Source organism: Yersinia sp. 2540 StPb PI (assembly GCF_052217165.1).
Classification (GTDB): Bacteria; Pseudomonadota; Gammaproteobacteria; order Enterobacterales; family Enterobacteriaceae; genus Yersinia; species Yersinia enterocolitica_E.
The window spans coordinates 1,498,209-1,517,139 of the sequence record NZ_JAZGQC010000001.1 but is presented as its reverse complement, the minus strand read 5'-3'; the positions used below and the strand labels follow the sequence as shown (position 1 = coordinate 1,517,139).

Below are 18,931 nucleotides of genomic sequence, written 5' to 3'. Positions count from 1 at the left end.
TATTCGATCTGCTGTTTTTTTATATTTAAAAATGATTGAGGTGGTTCCAAATGAAGACCAAAGCATTGCGTTTATATGGTAAGAATGACCTACGACTGGAAAGCTTCACCTTACCGGAAATAAATGATGATGAAATTCTGGCCACGGTAGTGACCGACAGTATTTGTCTTTCTTCGTGGAAAGAGGCCAATCTGGGGGCTGAGCATAAAAAGGTGCCGGATAATGTGGCAGAAAATCCGATTATTATCGGTCATGAATTTTGCGGTGATATTTTACAAGTGGGTAAAAAATGGCAGCATAAATTTAAACCCGGCAGCCGTTATGTGATTCAAGCCAACTTGCAATTACCCGACCGCCCTGACTGCCCAGGCTATTCATTCCCTTATGTCGGCGGCGAAGCCACCCATGTGGTTATCCCTAATGAGGTGATGGAACAAGACTGTCTGCTACCTTATGAAGGTGAAAGCTATTTCGAAGGATCCTTGGTAGAACCACTTTCTTGTGTTATCGGCGCATTTAACGCCAATTACCATCTTATTCCCGGCACATACCAGCATAAAATGGGCATAAAACCTGGTGGGAATGTGCTAATTCTCGGCGGTACTGGCCCGATGGGATTATTGGCCATTGATTACGCGCTGCACGGGCCAGTCAATCCACAATTACTGGTGATAACTGACCGTCACCAGCAAAAACTAGACTATGCCGCCCGCCTGTATCCGAGCGAATCATCAACAGCAGTACATTATCTCAATACCAAACAAACAGAGGATCAGTTTGAGCGTTTAATGGCTCTGACTGGCGGAAAAGGCTACGACGATATATTTGTCTTCGTACCTTCTGCAGAATTAGTCACCCTGGCTTCAAGCTTATTGGCACCGGACGGCTGCTTTAATTTCTTTGCCGGCCCGCAGGATAAGAATTTTATGGCGTCGGTTAATTTCTACGATATCCATTATTCATTTACCCATTATGTCGGTACCTCTGGCGGTAATACCGATGATATGCGCGAAGCGGTAAAATTAATTGAAACGAAGAAGGTGAATGCCGGCAAAGTGGTCTCCCATATTCTGGGTTTAAATGACGCGGCAGAGACCACCTTAAATCTACCGCAGATTATTGGTGGTAAGAAATTGGTCTATACCGGTAAAAATATCCCGCTGACATCATTAAGTGAGTTGATGAGTCAATCACAAGAGCTGCCGTTATTACAGCAACTCCAGGCTATTTTGCGTAAAACCGACGGTTTGTGGTCGAAAGAAGCGGAAGATTTTGTTTTGGCGCACGCCCAAGAGATTTAACCTTTTGACTGAGGGCGGCAAATAGCCACTGTCGCCCTCAACTCACTCCGGCAGATGCTTCGCCGTTGATTCATCGGTGGTTGCATCATTCTCCACCGCGCTCAACAACACATCCAATAAACCGGGGAAACGGGCATCGATATCATCGCGTCGCAGTGATAGCAAACTCTCGCGCCCGCAAGGCCGCTGCCAGATAACACCGCTTTCCCGCAATACGCGCCAATGATGGGTCAGGGTGGATTTAGACAACCCTTGCACTAAGGTGCCACATGCATGCTCCCCACCAGCCGCCAACCTACGTACTACCGCTAACCGCAGCGGATTACCTAAAGCCGTCAGCACATTTTCCAGCCGGATCTGCTCACGCTCAGGGTGATTTGCAATCATAGTATTCCTATAGAAAAGTGACAGGCCAGCACGCCTGATTTGGTTACCGCTACACAGCTTAGCGCGCCGCAATATAGCCTATACGCCATGTCGACCCTACAATTAATTCTCATGCCATGCTGAAAGCTACCTCAGCCGTTGTACGCCGCCATTATTGCATATTTTAAGAACAAATAATCAAATTGTACGTGTATATTCGTACAATTGGACTATACTGCTCTCGACCGATTGATCAACCAAGATCATCACTTAACAACTTCCCGGCAGAGCAGCAAACCGCCCGCCCCGAAATTGCCATTATCTTTTAAGGACTTAATATGGCACGTAAAACTCCTATCGAGCGCTATCGCAACATCGGTATCTCCGCCCACATCGACGCCGGTAAAACAACCACCACTGAGCGTATTCTGTTCTACACCGGCGTCAGTCATAAGCTGGGTGAAGTGCATGATGGTGGCGCGACAACTGACTGGATGGCTCAGGAGCAGGAACGTGGCATTACCATTACATCGGCTGCCGTGACCTGCTTCTGGAAAGGTATGGACCGTACCTTACCGGAACACCGTATTAATATTATCGACACCCCCGGGCACGTGGATTTCACCATTGAGGTGGAACGCTCTATGCGGGTACTCGACGGTGCAGTGATGGTGTATGACGCGGTCGGTGGCGTACAGCCACAATCAGAAACGGTCTGGCGTCAGGCCAACAAATACCGCGTGCCACGATTGGCTTTCGTCAATAAGATGGACCGCCCAGGTGCTGATTTCTTCCGCGTTAGGCAGATGATGATTGACCGCCTGAAGGCCAATCCAGTGCCCATTGTGATTCCGATCGGCAGTGAAGAGCACTTTATCGGTGTGGTAGATCTTCGTTTGATGCGGGCCATTATCTGGGATGAAGCCTCTCAGGGTATGACATTCAGTTACGCCCCGATCCCGGAAAACTTGCTGGCAACCGCCAATCAGTGGCGCGAGAAGATGGTCGCTGAAGCGGCTGAAGCCTCTGAGGCGCTAATGACCGAGTATCTGGAGACCGGTGACCTGACGCTGGAAGAGGTCACCCAAGGTCTGCGTATCCGTACCATTGCGGGCGAAATACAACCCATGATGTGCGGCAGTGCCTTTAAAAACAAGGGCGTGCAACGGATGCTGGATGCGGTGGTTGAACTGATGCCGTCACCGGTCGATATCCCACCGGTCAGTGGCACTGATGAAGAGGGCAATGAAGTCAGTCGCCGCGCCGATGATAATGAAAAATTCTCGGCACTGGCATTTAAACTGATGACTGACCCCTATGTCGGCCAGTTAACATTCGTGCGGGTTTACTCCGGTGTGTTGCGAAAAGGTGATAGCGTTTATAACCCGATTCGCGGCAAGAAAGAGCGTATTGGCCGTATTGTTCAGATGCATGCCAACAACCGCATTGAAGTCGATGAAATCTGCGCCGGTGATATTGCGGCCTGTGTCGGTTTGAAAGATGTCACCACCGGCGAGACGTTATGTGACCCGGATGCCGTGATTACCTTGGTACGGATGGAGTTCCCCGAACCAGTGATTTCGCAAGCGATTGAACCGAAGACCAAAGTCGATCAGGAGAAAATGGGGATCGCATTGCAACGGTTGGCATCAGAAGATCCGTCGTTCCGTATCCGTACTGACGAGGAATCAGGCCAGACTATTATTTCCGGTATGGGCGAGTTACATCTGGAGATAATTGTCGATCGGATGAAACGTGAGTTCGGTGTGGAAGCCAATATCGGTAAACCACAGGTGACCTACCGTGAAACTGTGCGTAAAACCGTGACTGACGTCGAAGGCAAATTTGTGCGCCAGTCTGGCGGTAAGGGGCAATATGGCCATGTGGTCTTTACCCTCGAACCGCAGGAAGCGGGCAGCGGCTTTGCGTTTGTTGATGCAACTAAAGGCGGTGTGGTCCCGCGTGAATATATTGGTGCGGTAGAGAAAGGTGTACTCGAAGCCACCAATACCGGTGTATTGGCCGGTTATCCGGTAGTGGATGTGAAAGTAACACTGACTTTCGGTTCCTATCACGAAGTGGACTCATCGGAACTGGCGTTTAAAATGGCTGCCATCTTTGGTTTTAAAGAAGCGGTCAAACAGGCGTCACCGGTGATTCTGGAACCCGTGATGAGTGTGGAAGTAGAAACACCGGAAGAGTACGCCGGTAATGTGATGGGCGACCTTTCCTCTCGCCGTGGCTTGGTACAAGGCATGGAAGAGATGATTGGCGGCGGGAAGATTATCCGCGCAGAAGTGCCGTTATCCGAAATGTTCGGTTACTCCACCGTGTTGCGTTCCATGTCGCAAGGCCGTGCCACCTATACCATGGAGTTCAAGCACTATGCTGAGGCACCACGTAATGTCGCCGATACGATTATTGCCGCCCGGGGCAGTAAGGGCTAAACGTTAAACCGCAGTAACATACTCAGCCGCCAGTGGAAAATTTTACGCTGGCGGCTTTTAATTGGCTAGATAGCGACCCGCCGGCTAATCTCTACCACCTGACTGTACAGACCACGGTCGCCAGCAGCAGAGGGATATAACCGCCGTCCAACACTTTGATGAGATTAGCGATTAAAAAGCTGGTATCGATAATAAGAAATCCCCCCGCCACTAACATGCTGGTTGGTAAACTCCAACGCCATATCTTGTGCATAGCGACAAATAACAAACCAGACGTCATCAACATCGTTAACGACACTGCAATACCGTAAGCTGCAGCCAGGTTTTCAGAGGATTTAAAGAATACAGCCAGAAATATAGTCACTATCATTAATAGCCAATTGATGGTGCCAATATAAATATAGGGTTGAGCGTCTGGGAGAACAATTTTCAGACCTTCAAGGGCTGAGAGTACAGATATCGCTGGCGACGCCCAGCCGATAACATAATCCCCCATATAAAAACGGGGTAATCATTTACCCCGTTTTTATATTGTTATCATCTCATGAAATCAAATCTTCGCTGTTGCGAGATATTTTTTCATCTCTTCGGCAGGTACCATCCCACCGCCGGTAGCCCAAACCAGATGGGTTGCATTCTGCATTTTCTCAGCACTAAAGTGGTTATTACTTAAATAGTCAGAACACTGACTTACCCGCGCTGCACCCGGCATTCCAGCCAGTGCCGAAGGCTCCAACTGAATACCTTCATCGCGATTTAGCAAGCCGAGCAGATCGTACATCTCAGCATCACTTAAGGTATAGAAACCGTCCAGTAAATGCTCCATCGCACGGCCAACAAACCCTGATGCCCGCCCTACCGCCAAACCATCGGCGGCGGTGATGTTGTCGATACCGATATCCTGCACGGAAATACCATCGTGCAGGCCGGTGTACACCCCCAACAACATGCAAGGTGAATGGGTTGGTTCGGCAAAAATACAGTGCACATGGTCACCAAACGCTAGCTTCAGGCCGAAAGCAACACCACCGGGGCCGCCACCAACCCCGCAAGGCAGATAAACGAACAGCGGGTGGTTTTCATCAACCACAATCTGCTGCTCGGCAAACTGTTTTTTCAGCCGACTGCCTGCCACCGAGTAGCCAAGAAAGAGTGTTGGCGAGTTCTCATCGTCGATAAAGAAGCAATTCGGATCAGATTCTGCCTCTTTGCGCCCTTGTGCCACCGCCACGCCGTAATCCTGTGCATACTCAACCACATTTACGCCGTGTTCACGCAGTTTACGTTTTTTCCATTCACGCGCATCGGCAGACATATGCACACTGACACTGAACCCCAGCTTGGCACTCATGATGCCAATCGACATCCCCAGATTACCGGTAGACCCCACCGCGATACTGTACTGGCTGAAAAATTGGCGGAAATCATCTGAGAACAGTTTGCTGTAATCATCGGTTTCGGCCAATAGCCCAGCCTGTAGCGCCAATTTTTCAGCATGGGTTAACACTTCATAGATGCCGCCACGCGCTTTAATCGAACCAGAAATCGGCAGGTGGCTATCTTTTTTTAATAACAGTCGACCGCTAATTTCAACGCCGTATCGCTGTTGCAACGTCTCTTTCATGGTGGGAATCGCCACGATATCAGATTCAATAATACCGTGAGTCTTTTGTGTTTCAGGGAATGCCTGACACAGATAGGGCGCAAAACGTTGCAGCCGTGCCTCGGCATCCGCCACATCCCACGACGTTAATCCAACATACGGCAATCCCTCTGCCAATATGGTCGATAACGGGTTAAACCAAGTGACCTCCTCTAAATTGATAAGCTTTTTGACCAAAGGAAAGTCGGTAATCAATTTATCAATTTCAGTGTGTTTCATAGCATGTCTCTTTTCGGTCATATGATGTAAGAAAGTAGGAAGGTAGTACCTAATGCGATCACCGAGGCGATAAAAGTCGCGGTGGTGTAATATTTAAATGTCTCATTAAGGGTGGCACCGCAGTATTGCTTTACCAACCAGAATAGCGAGTCAGTGACGATGGTGAAACCAATGGCACCAGAGCCAATCGCCAAGGTGATAATTTCCGGGCTGACATTGGGATACATCGGTAATATCGGTGCCACTATCGCCGTCGCCCCCATCATTGCTACCGTAGCCGAGCCAACCGCCGCATGCAGAATCAATGCCACCAACCAGGCCAGTAGAATCGGGTGCATATCCAGATTAGATAAAATCACCGCCAGCGTATCTGCCAAACCACTGGCTTTTAATATGCCGTTAAATGCCCCACCGGCACCGATAATCAACAGGATATTAGCAATCGAGGAGAAACTATCTTCGGTTTTAGCCAGCAGCGTACTCATACCTATATTTTGGCGAATGCCCAGCATGTAGTAGGCCACAAATGCGGCAATAAACATGGCGGTAATGGGGTTACCGATAAACGATAATACTGAATATAGCGGAGTGCCTTTTTCCATATTCAGTTCTGCGGCGGTTTTCGCCAACATCAGAATAATGGGCAGTAACACGGTAAATAGGGTTGCACCCAGAGATGGCAATTCATCTTCATTGCGCACTTTAATTTCAGAGAACGCTTGCGGTACCGCTTTAAAGGGCAGTCGATTACCCACTAGCCGCAAGAATAACGGCCCACCAATTAATGATGCTGACAGCCCAACCACCAGCCCGTAGACAATCACAGTGCCAATGTCAGCCCCTAAGGCATTGGTGACATACATGGCTGCCGGATGCGGTGGCACCACACAGTGAACGGCCATTAGCGCCGTACACAACGGGATTGCCAGTTTTAATAGCGAGGTATTGGTCTTTTTTGCGATGGAAAAAGCCAGTGGAATCAATAACACCACCCCCACTTCAACAAATAGCGTAATGCCACAGATCAATCCAACTAACACCATCGTGACATCAGGTGATAGCCAGCGGCAACGTTGTAAGGTGATACCGATGCGCTCTGCCGCACCAGAAATCTCCATCATTTTGCCTAAAATGGTGCCCAGCCCGATCACTGCGGCTAAAAAGCCCAGCGTCCCGCCAATCCCACTTTCAATGGAGTTAACCATCTCAATGGGATTCATGCCCATTAATAGCCCGACATAAAAACTGGCTAATAATAGCGCCAGAAAAGGATGTATTTTCAGTTTTACAATGGTGAAGATGATAATAATGATACTTGATAATAACGTACCCACTACCCATATTTGTGAGTCCATAGCCAACCTCATCTAATAATAAGTTCTATCACTATTGAATAAGAATTAGCCGGGGCTGACAAATGATGAAAACCAAGCTTAAGATGAACTGGATTGACCCAAACATGTAATATTGGTCAAAGTTTTATGATTTATTCAGGTTTGCATCACATTAGATAACCCTAAATGTCTGCTCCAGCAATAAATACGGTATGCTATTTAGTCAAAAATGATTGTCTGAGCCGCCGCCATGTACCCGGAAAAAAGCTATATCACTCGTAATAAGCTGCTTAATGGTTATCAGCTATCCAAACTCTATACCTTTGAAATTGCCGCGCGGCACAGCTCATTTGCGCTGGCGGCTGATGAGTTATCCATCAGCCCCAGTGCCGTTAGCCACCGGATCAATAGTTTGGAAGAGGAGTTAGGGTTCAAACTGTTCCAGCGTTTTCATCGTAAAGTGGAGCTAACCGGCGAGGGAGAACGTGTCTTTTGGGTGCTTAAATCGTCGCTGGAGTACCTGAATCAGGAAATTTTGGAGATAAAAAATCAGGAGTTGTCCGGTACATTAACCGTCTATTCCCGGCCATCCATCGCCCAATGTTGGCTGGTACCGAAATTGGCGGACTTTGCCCATCGCTATCCTGCCATTAGCCTGAATATTCTGACCGGTAATGAGAATGTTAACTTTCAGGGCGGCGGCATTGATTTAGCGATTTATTTCGATGATAAAACGCCGGAGAAACTGTCATATCAGCACCTGATGGATGAATCGATGGTCCCCGTATGCAGCCCGGAATATGCGGAAAAACATCAGTTACACGGCAATCTGATCAATCTGCGGCAGTGCACCTTACTGCACGATCGGCAAGCCTGGAGCTATGACTCCGATCGCAGTGAGTGGAATAGCTGGAGTCAGCAAATCGGTTTTGATCTTGATCCTACCCAGCGCAGCATGGGGTTTGATCGCTCCGATTTAGCGATTATCGCAGCCATAAATCACGTTGGGGTAGCGATGGGCCGTAAAAAGCTGGTCAACAAACGGTTGGAAAACCAAGAGTTGATTATGCCGTTCCCCGACATGGAAGTCAGATGTGAACAACGCTATTACATTTCAACATTATCCGACCGGCAATGGCCAAAGATTAACGCGTTTATTCAGTGGCTTAAGAAGATGGCTGATGAGTCCTAAGATACAGGCGCTCCCTCACAGAAGCGCCTGAGGCTATTACGACATCTCGGCGGCTTTTTGCGCCAAATCACGGCTATAGTGGCGGCTGGCATCTACCAGCATATGGGTATAGGCGGTTTTTTCGCAGTCAGTGGTCAAATCCTCAGTGTTCAGTGTTTCCAGAATCCGGCCATGTTGCATCACCGCGACCCGATGACAAAGGTGAGCAATGACCCCCAAATCATGAGTTACCATCAGATAGGTTAGCTTCTCCCGCTGTTGCAACTCAGCCAGCAGATTAAGGATCTCTGCCTGCACCGACACATCCAGAGCCGAGGTCGGTTCATCCAGCAGCAATACCCGCGGCTCGAGAATCAATGCCCGCGCAATGGCGACGCGCTGGCGCTGCCCACCCGAGAGCTGGTGGGGATAGCGCTGGCGAAACTGCCGGTTGAGGCCCACTTTATCTAAAATAGTGTCGATCCGTTGGTCGCGATCACCAATGCCATGGATAATCAGTGGCTCAGACAAAATGTATTCGATGGTATGACGCGGGTGCAGCGAACCATAGGGATCCTGAAACACCATCTGAACATGGCGGCAGCGCTCACGCTCAATCCGGTGTGCCAGGGGGATCTGATTCAAGGTTAGCTGACCGCTCCAATGGTTAAACAGCCCCGCCAGGCATTTCAGCACTGTGGTTTTACCCGAACCGGACTCCCCAACCAAGCCAAAAATCTCACCGTTATTCACCGTCAGATTAACATCAAACAGCACCTGATTCTGCTGGCTGCCTTCACCAAAAATAAGGTTAAGGTTATTGATTTCAATCATCGCATTTGCAGACATAACAGGCTCCTTAACCATTCATCCAGGCCGGATCACGCACCATAACCGGCAAGCGATCACGGCGGTTGCCGATATCCGGTAATGCATTTAGCAAACCACGGGTATAGGGGTGTTGCGCCAGATCAAGGTCACAGGCCGCGATCGACTCCACGACCCGGCCGGCATACATCACCAGCACCCGATCGCAGAAACTGCGCACCAGATTGATATCATGACTAATAAAGATCAGCCCCAAGCCACGCTCTTGCACCAAATCATCCAGCATCGCCAATACCTGCAAACGCACCGAGACATCCAGTGCCGAGGTTGGCTCATCGGCGATCACCATTTCCGGCCCGGTTATCAGCATCATCGCTATCATGATGCGCTGCCCCTGCCCGCCGGATACCTCGTGCGGATAGAGGTGATACACCCTTTGTGGCTGGCGGATACGCACCACATCAAACATCGCCAATACGCGCTCGCGCGCTTCCTGTCGCGAGACTTTATGGTGCGCCAGATAGGCTTCTGCCACCTGATCACCCACGCACACCACCGGATTGAGCGAGTATTTTGGGTCCTGCATAATCATCGACATACGCTTACCACGCACTTCACGCATGTGGGCTTCACTTGCGTTCAGCAAATCCACTTCGGCAAAGCGCAACCTATTAGCGTGGATCTGCGCGCTGGCCGGATGCAGCTTGAGCAGCGCCCTGCCAACCGTTGATTTACCCGAACCAGACTCACCGACAATCGCCAGTTTCTCCTTACCAAGGGAAAACGAAACACCACGCACCGCGTCGGTCACCTGTTTGCCATTAACGAAGCTAACCCGCAGGTCATCCACTTCCAGCAAAGGCACTGATTTATTCTGTTCTGGGGTCAAGAATGTCACGTAGGCCATCTCCTAGGAAGTTGAATGCCAGGCTGTTCAGCAGAATCGCCAGACCAGGAATTGTCACCAGCCACCAGCACTCCATCATGTAACGGCGGCCACTGGAGATCATCGCTCCCCACTCAGGGTCCGGTGGCTGAGCACCCAAACCAAGGAAGCCCAGACCAGCAGCAGTCAGAATGATACCGGCCATATTCATGGTGATACGGATGATTACCGACGGCAGGCACAGTGGCACAATGTGACGCAGCAAGATCCGCAGTGGCGACGCGCCCTGCAATTTCACCGCAGAAACAAAGTCCGCATTACGCAAAGAGAGGGTTTCCGCCCTTGCCAGACGGGCAATCGGCGGCCATGCCGTCAGGGTAATAGCAATAACCACATGCTCCAGACCGGGGCCTAATGCCGCGACAAAAGCCAGCGCCAGCACCAGGCTCGGGAATGAGATGAAAATATCGGTAATACGCATCAGGATACTGTCGACTTTACCGCCGAAGTAACCCGCCACCACCCCCAGTAACAGGCCGATTGGCCCAACAGTCACTGACACCAGCGCCACGATATACAGCGTGGTACGGGCACCATAAATCAACCGACTGTACTGATCACGGCCAAACTCATCGGTGCCAAACCAGTGTTGGCTACCGGGTGCCTGTAGTGAGTTATTGAGATCTTGCGCCAATGGATCATGGGTCGCCAGCCACGGAGCCAAGAATGCCACCACTAACAGCAAACCGATGATAGCGACACCAATAGCCGTCAGCGGGTTGCCCATTAACAAACGGAAGAAATTAACTACCCGCCGTAGCCCGCGCTTCCATCCCTGAGGTTTCATCTCAGGGCGCGCTACGACATTATCGGGTTCGGAGGAAAGCATCATTGATTCGTCCTCGGGTCGAAGATCTGATACAGCATGTCAGACAGTAAATTCAGTGAAACAAAGATCAGCCCCACCAGTAATACACAGCCCATCACCGCATTCATGTCACCCAATAACAGACTGCCCGTCAGATAAGAGCCAAAACCGGGCCATGAAAAGACGGTTTCGATCAAGACTGCGCCTTCCAGTAATGAGCCGTAGGCCAGTGCCACCACGGTCAGCAATTGCACCAGAATATTGCGGAATGCATGGCCCCACAGCACCTGAAACTCTGACAATCCTTTCACTTTGGCGGTAATGATGTATTCCTGTGACAACTGCGCCAGCATAAAACTGCGGGTCATACGGCTGATATAGGCCAGCGAGTGGAAACCGAGAATGGTAGCGGGCAGCACCAGATGGTTTGCCGCGCTGCGAAACACCTCCCACTCCCCCGCCAGCGCCGAATCAATCAACAATAAGCCGGTGCGGCGATCAACTAAACCGTCGTAGGCCATATCTACCCGACCCGCGCCCCCCACCCAGTTTAGCCAGGCGTAGAACACCAACAGGCCCATCATGCCCACCCAGAAAATCGGAGTTGAGTAACCCGCCAGACTGATAAACCGCACCACATAGTCGGCAAACTTGCCGCGACGTGCTGCCGCCATGACCCCCAGCGGGATACCGAGACCAGCCCCGACCAGAATCGCCATGGTTGCCAGCTCAATGGTGGCCGGGAAGACCCGGATAATGTCATCCACTACCGGACGGCCGGTGAGTAAGGCATTGCCCAAATCACCGTGGATCAGTGAGTTAAAATAGATAAAGAACTGTGACCATAGCGGTTTATCCAGCCCCAATTGCAGGTAGACCTGCTGATAGGTACTTTGATCCGCATCCTGACCCACAATCGCCAGTACCGGATCAATCGGCATCACCCGACCAATAATAAAAGTAAGAATCAATAAACCGAATAAGGTCACGGCCACCTGCAAAAAGCGCTTCGATAAACGCCGTACGATCCCGTGTGGCGCCATCCAATCTGAAACATTCATGCTATCTCCCCCAACATGCAGCGGTTTAACGCTGCTTATACACCTGCAACAGGCGGGTTGTGGTCGACGGATGTGGTACATAATCCATCACGTCTTTACGCACGACGACCGAATCAACCATTTGGGAAATCGGCAAAATGGCTGGGAATAGCGCGTCATAACGCTGCTGAACTTCAATGTACATCTGCTTCTGTTTAGCCGGATCTTTCTCGATTAACGCGTTGTCGATCAGCGAGTTGAGTTGTTGATCATAGAATGAAGTGCGCCAACCCTGGAAGTTGGTCAGTTTGGCGGCATCGCTGTTATCGGGGTTATAGGCAATGGAACGCAAACTGGAGTGCGGGTGCGGATCGACACCACCACCACCACGGCCCACCAGCATATCGAACTGACGATCACGCATTGCGCCATACACCTGATTACCGGTGCCCGTCAGAATTTTGGCCTGAATCCCTGCCTGTGCCAGTGTCGATTGAACCGAGGTGGCGACATTAATAAACGGCGGATCAGACAATACCCGCAGGGTGGTGGTGAAACCGTCGGGATAGCCGGCTTCTGCTAACAATGCTTTAGCTCTAGCCACATCCAACTTGTAGCCGGGATCCGGTAGCGTGACATCCATACCCTTCTGGATTGGCCGCTGATGGAAGATGCCATAACCCGGCATAATCGTTTTATTAATACCATCATAATCAACCAGGTAGCGCACCGCTTCCCGTACTTTAGGGTTAGCGAAATGCGGCTCTTTCAGGCTCATCGCGACATAATAAATAGTGCCGCGCTGGACCTCATCAACCTGGATTTGCGGGTTACTTTTCAGTGCATTGATATCCGGTACCGACATCCCGCTGGCGATATCAATATCGCCCTTTTCAATCATTAAGCGCAGCGCCTGCGACTCAGTCATGTGGCGGAATATCACCCGCTTCATTTTGGCGTCACCTTGCCAGTAATTATCTACCCGGCTGATACGTAACACATCTTTTGCCTGCCAAACATCCAGTTTGAATGGGCCGGAGCCAGCTTCATTGGTGGTCAGCCAGCCATTACCCCAGTCACCGTTTTTCTCATGCTGCATGACGGTGGCGCGATCAAGGATCGATCCACTGCCTAAGGTACCTAATGAATAAATTACCAGCTTGGGATCGGTGGGTTTCGGTAACTCAATTTCGACCGTCAGTGGATCTTTGGCGCGGATCAATTGCTCCACGTTATCGGCGGTAAAACCGTAGGATTTCCAGGTGGTGGCCTGTGCCAGATTCAGATGCATCAAGCGGTTCATCGACCAGGCAAAATCTGCCGCCGTCACGGGATTGCCGGAGTGAAACTTCATACCCTCACGCAACGTAAAGGTGATCAACTTGCCGTCGTCACTGATTTTCCACTCGGTGGCAGCGCCGGGCAGCACCTTACTGGGAGTGTGTGGATCCAGTTCCACCAAAGAGTCGTACAGGTTAACAATGATAGCGACAGCATCATTGCCGGTCATGGCTGCCGGATCGAGCGACAGCAGGTTATTCATATTCATGCCAACAATCAGTTGGTCATCGGGTGTTTTAGCGACACTGACGCCGGTCGACGTCAGGGTGATCAGTAGGGTAAGGAGGAGTGTTCTTACTATTATTATCGCGTTCATGGACCATCTCCGGTAAGAAAAGGCTAGATCTGAATGCTTGTTTTTATAGGTCGATACAATAGGTTATCCCCAAAGTGATTGGAGTCGCAGGTAGGCAGCTCGCACTGCCGCGGCTTCAAGCACTAAGGGTATTGGCGGCGATATAATCGAAATTAATATCTTCGCCCAAGCCTGCTCTCGTCGGCAGAGAGACATAGCCATCACTGTCCATCGGGTCAATGATGCTGTTGAGATACGCGGCAGGCTCGTCATAATCCAGGAATGGATGCAACAACCCACGCTCATACCAACGACAGTTACGGATTGCACCGACTACCGCCAGATTCGGCGCACCATTGCCGTGGATTTCACAATCCATGCCGAACGATTCCGCCAGATGAGCCACTTTCAGACAAGGTGTGATACCGCCCACGCCTTGGACGCCAGCGCGTAAAATATCGCAGGCACCGGCCTTCACCCAATCAGCACGGCTAAAGTATTTACCGGCCAGACTTTCAGGTCCGATAATGTCAATTTGCAGGTTTTCCCGCAGCCAGCAGTAAGAGGCCATGCTCTGCTCTTCCATCGGCTCTTCGAACCAACTGAAATTAAGTTTTTGCAGTTCGCGACCAATATAGAGGGCATCACTGCGGCTGTACCAATGGTAGCCATCCAGCATCAGAGCAATATCCGGGCCGACGGCTTCACGCACCGCCGCACAAGCACGAACATCCATCTGCGGACTTGGCGCAAAAGAGACTGGCGGCATCCAGGTATGCAGCTTAATCCCCTTATAGCCACGGGCGACCAGTTGCTCGGCAAAACGCGCATACTCATCCGGGGTCGACAATCCATCAGCTAACTCATCACCACACATGGTGCTACCGTAAGCCAATACTTTGTCGCGATATCCGCCCAGCAATTTATAGACTGGCTGACCCAGTTTGCGCCCCAACAAATCCCAAATGGCTTGCTCGGCAATGGCCAGCGCCCGGTCGGTTAACTGATTGGCACTGCCGCGCTGCCAATGCACCAGATCATTCCATAACCGTTCGCGGTCAAACGGGTTTTGCCCAATCAGAACTTTTTTAAAGAAGCTATTGACGATGTGCGGGCGAATCACTTCCGGTGGTGCAAATGCATAACCGCAATCACCTTCGTCAGTGGTCAGCGTCAGCATGGCCATTTTGGCTAAGGACTCTGCGCCTGGATGCGAGTGCCCTGCGGTATCAGAAACACGCCGGGTCGGATAAGAAAAAACGGTTACATCTACTGATATTATTTTCACCTGATTACCTGCCTTTATAATTCATTGAGTCTCTGGTCAGTTAACGCAGTAAACCCCTATTTTTTATGATTATTTAACTCACTTAAAATAATAAAACATCGGATCTATTTAAATGGAATGTCATTTCACCTTACCAGTATTGAAGATAACCCTGCATTAGTCATTAGGAGATTGGCTGCAAAATTGGCAATAAAGACGTGTTTTTTTAGGCAACTGCACAAATTATTGTGAGCAGCATCACGATGACGGGTCGGGAAAGGCCGATAGGGGGATATATTCCGCGTCAATAACGAGTATTCCCCCCCGCAATACCGGCTGGATGTTGAGGGGCTATTATCCATTTGGTAACGGATATCTTCGCCATGAATAGCCAATAGCCCAAACTAAATTGAATTCGCCGATAGTGATAAGAATAATCTTGTAAGTTACTGGTAAAAAATGAGTTTATGATAAAAGATATTGCTTAAAAATAAGGCCTCAGGCTATGCTCATCCCACTTATAACTAAATGTAACAGAGCGTTATACCCAAAGAAGTTGTAGTTGCAGGTGAGCGGTAGATGAAGGGAAAATCGGTTATGAACTGATTTGAACAGCATGTATGCCATGCCCGTAGGGTGAATCTCAAAAGGCTCATTAATCCAGTTCAACTTACGTCAGTAAGCCATTCGGGTGAGTGAACGTCGCTAATACACCTATAACTACAAGTAAAGGGGTATACAGGGGAAGTTAGCATGGATCGTCGTACACTTTTAAAATCATCCGGTCTATTACTGGGCGGATTAACACTGGGTAACTTTATTTCAACGGCTCAGGCCAAAAGTTCTAAGATAAACGCACAACCGCTGATCCCTACTGAACAGCAGCCACTGCTGTTGAATTTTAATGAAAACTCGTTAGGAATGTCACCCAAAGCGCATCAGGCGATTATCGCCGCGTTGCCGACTGCATTTCGCTACCCCGATGCTGCCCGCGAACAATTGATTGCTAATATCGCCACACAATACCAACTCAAAACTGAGAATATCTCGCTGGGGAATGGCTCATCAGAGACGATTCAGGCAGTCATTCAAGCGGTTATCCGCCAGGCTGAACTTGCGAATACACCAATCCAGCTCGTGGTGCCGGACCCTACATTTAACTACGCCGAACTCTATGCCAAGCCTTTTGGCATTCCCATTGAGAAAGTCGTTCTGACCAAAGAAATGGCATTTGACCTGCCTGTAATGCAGCAGAAAGTCGCCAGCTTCAAAGGGCGTTCAATCGTCTATCTGTGTAATCCGAATAACCCTACCGCGACCATTACCCCGGCAAACCTTATTGAAGCCTGGATTAAAAATGCCTCACCGGAAACCTTGTTTATCATCGACGAGGCTTATGCCGAGTTTGTCAGCGATCCTGCATTTCGCAGTGCTATCGGGCTGGTTCAAGCCGGCCACAAAAATCTGTTGGTTACTCGGACATTCTCCAAAATTTACGCGCTAGCGGGCCTTCGGGTAGGTTATGGTATCGCGCATCCAGAACTGATAGCCGCGGTGGAAAATTTTGTTTCGCTGGATAACACCAATACCGCCGGCGCAGCGGCGGCTTTAGCCTCGTTGCAAGACAAAGCCTTTGTACAATACAGCCGCCAGTCAGCCGATCAGGCGCGTCGAATTGTTACTCAGACCCTGGACGAACTGAAATTATCCTATGTTCCGTCACAGGCGAACTTTGTTTTTCATCAGGTGAACGGGGATGTGAAAACCTATCAAAACCGCATGAAACAATATCACGTGTTTGTCGGGCGTGAATTTCCCCCCGCTGTGGGTTGGAACCGCCTCACGTTAGGGACGCCGGAAGAGATGATGGCCTTTGTCTCGGTGCTAAAAATGTTCCGCACCAAGGGTTGGGTGTAACCGCCGTTATCCTGTGTCGACTTACGATATGTCGACCTACGATATAAAGGGGGGCTGGCCCCCCGATTACCCGACAAATACGTGGATAACAACACCGCGAAAAGTGGGATTTTGCCCGCCATCCATACGAAATTCAGGATGGGATCAGGCCAAGTGCATTTGAACAGGCAACCTGAATTAGGCGGTCAATCCGCCGTCCAATACCAGTGTTTGCCCGGTCATATAGCGGCTGTCATTGCCTATCATAAAAGCACTGACACGGGCGACTTCTTGCGCATCACCTAAACGCCGTAGTGGTATCTGTTTACGCAAGCCTTTTAAGGCATCGGCAGGCATCGCGCGCGTCATATCGCTGTCGATTATCCCCGGCAGCAGGCAATTAACCCGGATACCAAAACGTCCCATCTCCAGCGCCAATGAGCGGCCAAGGCCAATCATTGCGGCTTTACTGGCACCATATGCGCTCTGCCCGACATTGCCTTTGCTAGCGGTTACCGACGACATCAGCAAAACTGCGCCCTCGCCCTGCATGATCATCGGCGGCAATAGGTGCTTATTCCAATAGAAGATAGCGTTCAAATTGGTGTTCATCACATTGCGCCAGTTATCGCCATTTTGCTGAATATGCAGGCCATCACCAGTAATACCCGCATTATGGATTACCGCGCCGGGCGCACCATACTTCGCCAGCAGTTGTGGCGCGAGGTGGTCGACATCCGCTTCGTCGCTACCATCACAACGATAGTGGGTTACCCAGCCGGGCAGGCCCGCACAGCTTGCTATCACATCGTGACTCTGTTGCTCACCACTGCGCCAGGTAAAGACCACATTCCACTCTTTGGCCAGTTCTTCGACCAAAGCACGGCCAATACCACGACTGCCACCGGTAATTAATACCCATTGCCTACTCATAATATTATTTCTTCTGTTCTGCCAACTTCTGGCAAAGCTCGCCTAAAGTCATATCTGGATTTTCCATAAACATTTCCGCATTCAGCGTCGCCCCGAATTCGCGCTTTGCCAGCACCATCAGTTCGACATAATCAAGGCTGTCGAGTTTTAGCTGATGCAGCGGCATATCCGGTGACAATGCCGACATTTCCAGATCTTTGGCGTCAGATAACATTTCACAAACGGTGTCATAGACGTGTTGATACTTTTCCATGGTCTTATCCTTATTTAGTGCGCGGCTAATGGCCACGTTTTTAATGTTACAGCGGTGGTAATTAATGCCCCAGCATCTAAGCGGGCCTGAATAGCGGCGCGCAATACCCACCCATCATCGGCATTACCGACAATAAGTGTTGGCTCGATGCTGTAGCGCAATGCGCCACGGACAAATAAATTTGGGTTATTGACGCCCATAAATTCAGCACTGAAATGCACGTCATGGTGAGTCTGGATGACTGGCACATGCTTAAAGACATCAATCAAGGTGTCAGCCTGAATGCCCGGTAACACCTGTTTAGCGGTGGCCAGTGTTTGTGGGGCGGCGACTAATAATTTAAACAGCAATGCATCGAAAAACCCCCAACATTCAGATGGTTGCGTGGCATCTCCTGGATACTGTTGGCTTAACTGATGAAGGTTATCCGCCGAGAGGACCGACCAATGCTCGCTTTCTGACAATACCAACGCCGGTGCGCTGCGCAATTTGCTGTTAAAACAGTTTTCGCCGCTGCCAATATCCACCAGATTGCCACTGGCTTGCCCTGCCCCTTGCTCGAGTTGCAGGTAGTAGGGGGTGTTGCACAGAACCGGCTGACGTAAACGGGTGTTAAAACGCAGAAAATCCGTTGCAGGCAAGCAGGGTAATAACCCAGCACTGAGCTGATATTTGATATCTAACATCGCACGCATACCATGTACGGTAAGTGCCTGTTGGCCGAACCGTTGTGCATGTTGCAGATCAAAATGGATCGGATTGTAATCGCCGGAAAACGCAGCCCAACGCTGTGCATCACTGAGGGTGTAGTTGAATATCATGC

Annotated in this window: 16 protein-coding genes and 1 pseudogene; 4 read left to right on the top strand and 13 right to left on the bottom strand. The window is 50.1% G+C overall.

From position 1 onward, the window contains the following. The first annotated feature begins 50 nt into the window (after nt 1–50). On the top strand, nt 51–1,301 hold the full coding sequence (locus tag V1956_RS06725) for a zinc-binding dehydrogenase (protein ID WP_420072132.1): 1,251 nt from the start codon (nt 51–53) through the stop codon (nt 1,299–1,301). Between the two features lie 42 nt (nt 1,302–1,343). Here the strand turns inward: V1956_RS06725 and V1956_RS06720 are convergent, their stop codons facing one another. Then, a complete protein-coding gene (locus V1956_RS06720; RefSeq protein WP_005181869.1) occupies nt 1,344–1,688 on the bottom strand; it encodes an ArsR/SmtB family transcription factor in 345 nt (114 codons plus the stop codon). 317 nt (nt 1,689–2,005) lie between these two features. On the opposite strand from V1956_RS06720, the gene fusA reads away from it, so the two are divergent. Next, on the top strand, nt 2,006–4,114 hold the full coding sequence (fusA, locus tag V1956_RS06715; protein ID WP_442824930.1) for an elongation factor G: 2,109 nt from the start codon (nt 2,006–2,008) through the stop codon (nt 4,112–4,114). Between the two features lie 109 nt (nt 4,115–4,223). Here the strand turns inward: fusA and V1956_RS06710 are convergent. The 3 genes and pseudogenes from V1956_RS06710 to dsdX all read right to left on the bottom strand — a co-directional run. Next, nucleotides 4,224–4,514, bottom strand: a pseudogene (locus tag V1956_RS06710) (KUP/HAK/KT family potassium transporter); the annotation flags it as partial. Between the two features lie 150 nt (nt 4,515–4,664). After that, nucleotides 4,665–5,996 (bottom strand): D-serine ammonia-lyase, encoded by a 1,332-nt coding sequence (locus V1956_RS06705; RefSeq protein ID WP_372558087.1) that lies wholly within the window; start codon nt 5,994–5,996, stop codon nt 4,665–4,667. A 17-nt stretch (nt 5,997–6,013) separates the two neighbouring features. Then, nucleotides 6,014–7,351 (bottom strand): D-serine transporter DsdX, encoded by a 1,338-nt coding sequence (dsdX, locus tag V1956_RS06700; protein WP_420071409.1) that lies wholly within the window; start codon nt 7,349–7,351, stop codon nt 6,014–6,016. Nucleotides 7,352–7,580: 229 nt separating this feature from the next. On the opposite strand from dsdX, the gene dsdC reads away from it, so the two are divergent. Beyond that, nucleotides 7,581–8,522 carry a DNA-binding transcriptional regulator DsdC gene (gene dsdC / locus V1956_RS06695; RefSeq protein ID WP_372558085.1) on the top strand — a complete coding sequence of 314 codons (942 nt, stop codon included), beginning with the start codon at nt 7,581–7,583 and terminating at the stop codon, nt 8,520–8,522. Nucleotides 8,523–8,558: 36 nt separating this feature from the next. Here the strand turns inward: dsdC and V1956_RS06690 are convergent, their stop codons facing one another. The 6 genes from V1956_RS06690 to V1956_RS06665 all read right to left on the bottom strand — a co-directional run bounded on the left by V1956_RS06690 (nt 8,559) and on the right by V1956_RS06665 (nt 15,047). Next, nucleotides 8,559–9,335 carry an ABC transporter ATP-binding protein gene (locus tag V1956_RS06690; protein WP_083163844.1) on the bottom strand — a complete coding sequence of 259 codons (777 nt, stop codon included), beginning with the start codon at nt 9,333–9,335 and terminating at the stop codon, nt 8,559–8,561. 25 nt (nt 9,336–9,360) lie between these two features. Next, complete coding sequence (locus tag V1956_RS06685) at nt 9,361–10,236, bottom strand: ABC transporter ATP-binding protein (protein WP_442824929.1); 876 nt, start codon at nt 10,234–10,236, stop codon at nt 9,361–9,363. Then, the gene (locus tag V1956_RS06680; RefSeq protein WP_072088690.1) at nt 10,199–11,062 is read right to left on the bottom strand and encodes an ABC transporter permease; all 864 of its coding nucleotides are present in this window, start codon (nt 11,060–11,062) and stop codon (nt 10,199–10,201) included. The genes V1956_RS06685 and V1956_RS06680 overlap by 38 nt, the downstream gene beginning before the upstream one ends. A gap of 41 nt (nt 11,063–11,103) precedes the next feature. After that, complete coding sequence (locus V1956_RS06675; protein ID WP_420071410.1) at nt 11,104–12,144, bottom strand: ABC transporter permease; 1,041 nt, start codon at nt 12,142–12,144, stop codon at nt 11,104–11,106. A gap of 25 nt (nt 12,145–12,169) precedes the next feature. Next, nucleotides 12,170–13,672: an ABC transporter substrate-binding protein gene (locus V1956_RS06670; protein WP_372559828.1), complete on the bottom strand. Its 1,503-nt coding sequence runs from the start codon at nt 13,670–13,672 to the stop codon at nt 12,170–12,172. 223 nt (nt 13,673–13,895) lie between these two features. Further along, nucleotides 13,896–15,047 carry a mandelate racemase family protein gene (locus V1956_RS06665; protein WP_372558083.1) on the bottom strand — a complete coding sequence of 384 codons (1,152 nt, stop codon included), beginning with the start codon at nt 15,045–15,047 and terminating at the stop codon, nt 13,896–13,898. A 732-nt stretch (nt 15,048–15,779) separates the two neighbouring features. On the opposite strand from V1956_RS06665, the gene V1956_RS06660 reads away from it, so the two are divergent. Next, nucleotides 15,780–16,943, top strand: coding sequence for a pyridoxal phosphate-dependent aminotransferase (locus V1956_RS06660; protein ID WP_372558082.1), 1,164 nt, complete (start codon nt 15,780–15,782; stop codon nt 16,941–16,943). Between the two features lie 177 nt (nt 16,944–17,120). Here V1956_RS06660 and V1956_RS06655 read toward each other — a convergent pair whose 3' ends face one another. Genes V1956_RS06655 through V1956_RS06645 form a run of 3 tightly spaced genes read right to left on the bottom strand, consistent with a single transcriptional unit; the run spans nt 17,121 to nt 18,929 of the window. Next, the gene (locus V1956_RS06655) at nt 17,121–17,855 is read right to left on the bottom strand and encodes an SDR family NAD(P)-dependent oxidoreductase (protein ID WP_372558081.1); all 735 of its coding nucleotides are present in this window, start codon (nt 17,853–17,855) and stop codon (nt 17,121–17,123) included. Nucleotides 17,856–17,859: 4 nt separating this feature from the next. After that, nucleotides 17,860–18,108 (bottom strand): acyl carrier protein, encoded by a 249-nt coding sequence (locus tag V1956_RS06650; protein WP_042568505.1) that lies wholly within the window; start codon nt 18,106–18,108, stop codon nt 17,860–17,862. Nucleotides 18,109–18,122: 14 nt separating this feature from the next. After that, entirely contained in the window at nt 18,123–18,929 is an 807-nt protein-coding gene (locus V1956_RS06645; protein WP_372558080.1) for a hypothetical protein, read from the bottom strand. Between the last annotated feature and the right edge of the window lie 2 nt (nt 18,930–18,931).

Excerpts from the sequence above, each read along its gene's own strand:
- V1956_RS06725 (WP_420072132.1), top strand. The coding sequence starts at position 51 with ATGAAGACCAAAGCATTGCGTTTATATGGTAAGAATGACCTACGACTG.
- V1956_RS06720 (WP_005181869.1), bottom strand. The coding sequence starts at position 1,688 with ATGATTGCAAATCACCCTGAGCGTGAGCAGATCCGGCTGGAAAATGTG.
- fusA (WP_442824930.1), top strand. The coding sequence starts at position 2,006 with ATGGCACGTAAAACTCCTATCGAGCGCTATCGCAACATCGGTATCTCC.
- V1956_RS06705 (WP_372558087.1), bottom strand. The coding sequence starts at position 5,996 with ATGAAACACACTGAAATTGATAAATTGATTACCGACTTTCCTTTGGTC.
- dsdX (WP_420071409.1), bottom strand. The coding sequence starts at position 7,351 with ATGGACTCACAAATATGGGTAGTGGGTACGTTATTATCAAGTATCATT.
- dsdC (WP_372558085.1), top strand. The coding sequence starts at position 7,581 with ATGTACCCGGAAAAAAGCTATATCACTCGTAATAAGCTGCTTAATGGT.
- V1956_RS06690 (WP_083163844.1), bottom strand. The coding sequence starts at position 9,335 with ATGATTGAAATCAATAACCTTAACCTTATTTTTGGTGAAGGCAGCCAG.
- V1956_RS06685 (WP_442824929.1), bottom strand. The coding sequence starts at position 10,236 with ATGGCCTACGTGACATTCTTGACCCCAGAACAGAATAAATCAGTGCCT.
- V1956_RS06680 (WP_072088690.1), bottom strand. The coding sequence starts at position 11,062 with ATGAAACCTCAGGGATGGAAGCGCGGGCTACGGCGGGTAGTTAATTTC.
- V1956_RS06675 (WP_420071410.1), bottom strand. The coding sequence starts at position 12,144 with ATGAATGTTTCAGATTGGATGGCGCCACACGGGATCGTACGGCGTTTA.
- V1956_RS06670 (WP_372559828.1), bottom strand. The coding sequence starts at position 13,672 with ATGAATATGAATAACCTGCTGTCGCTCGATCCGGCAGCCATGACCGGC.
- V1956_RS06660 (WP_372558082.1), top strand. The coding sequence starts at position 15,780 with ATGGATCGTCGTACACTTTTAAAATCATCCGGTCTATTACTGGGCGGA.
- V1956_RS06655 (WP_372558081.1), bottom strand. The coding sequence starts at position 17,855 with ATGAGTAGGCAATGGGTATTAATTACCGGTGGCAGTCGTGGTATTGGC.
- V1956_RS06650 (WP_042568505.1), bottom strand. The coding sequence starts at position 18,108 with ATGGAAAAGTATCAACACGTCTATGACACCGTTTGTGAAATGTTATCT.
- V1956_RS06645 (WP_372558080.1), bottom strand. The coding sequence starts at position 18,929 with ATGATATTCAACTACACCCTCAGTGATGCACAGCGTTGGGCTGCGTTT.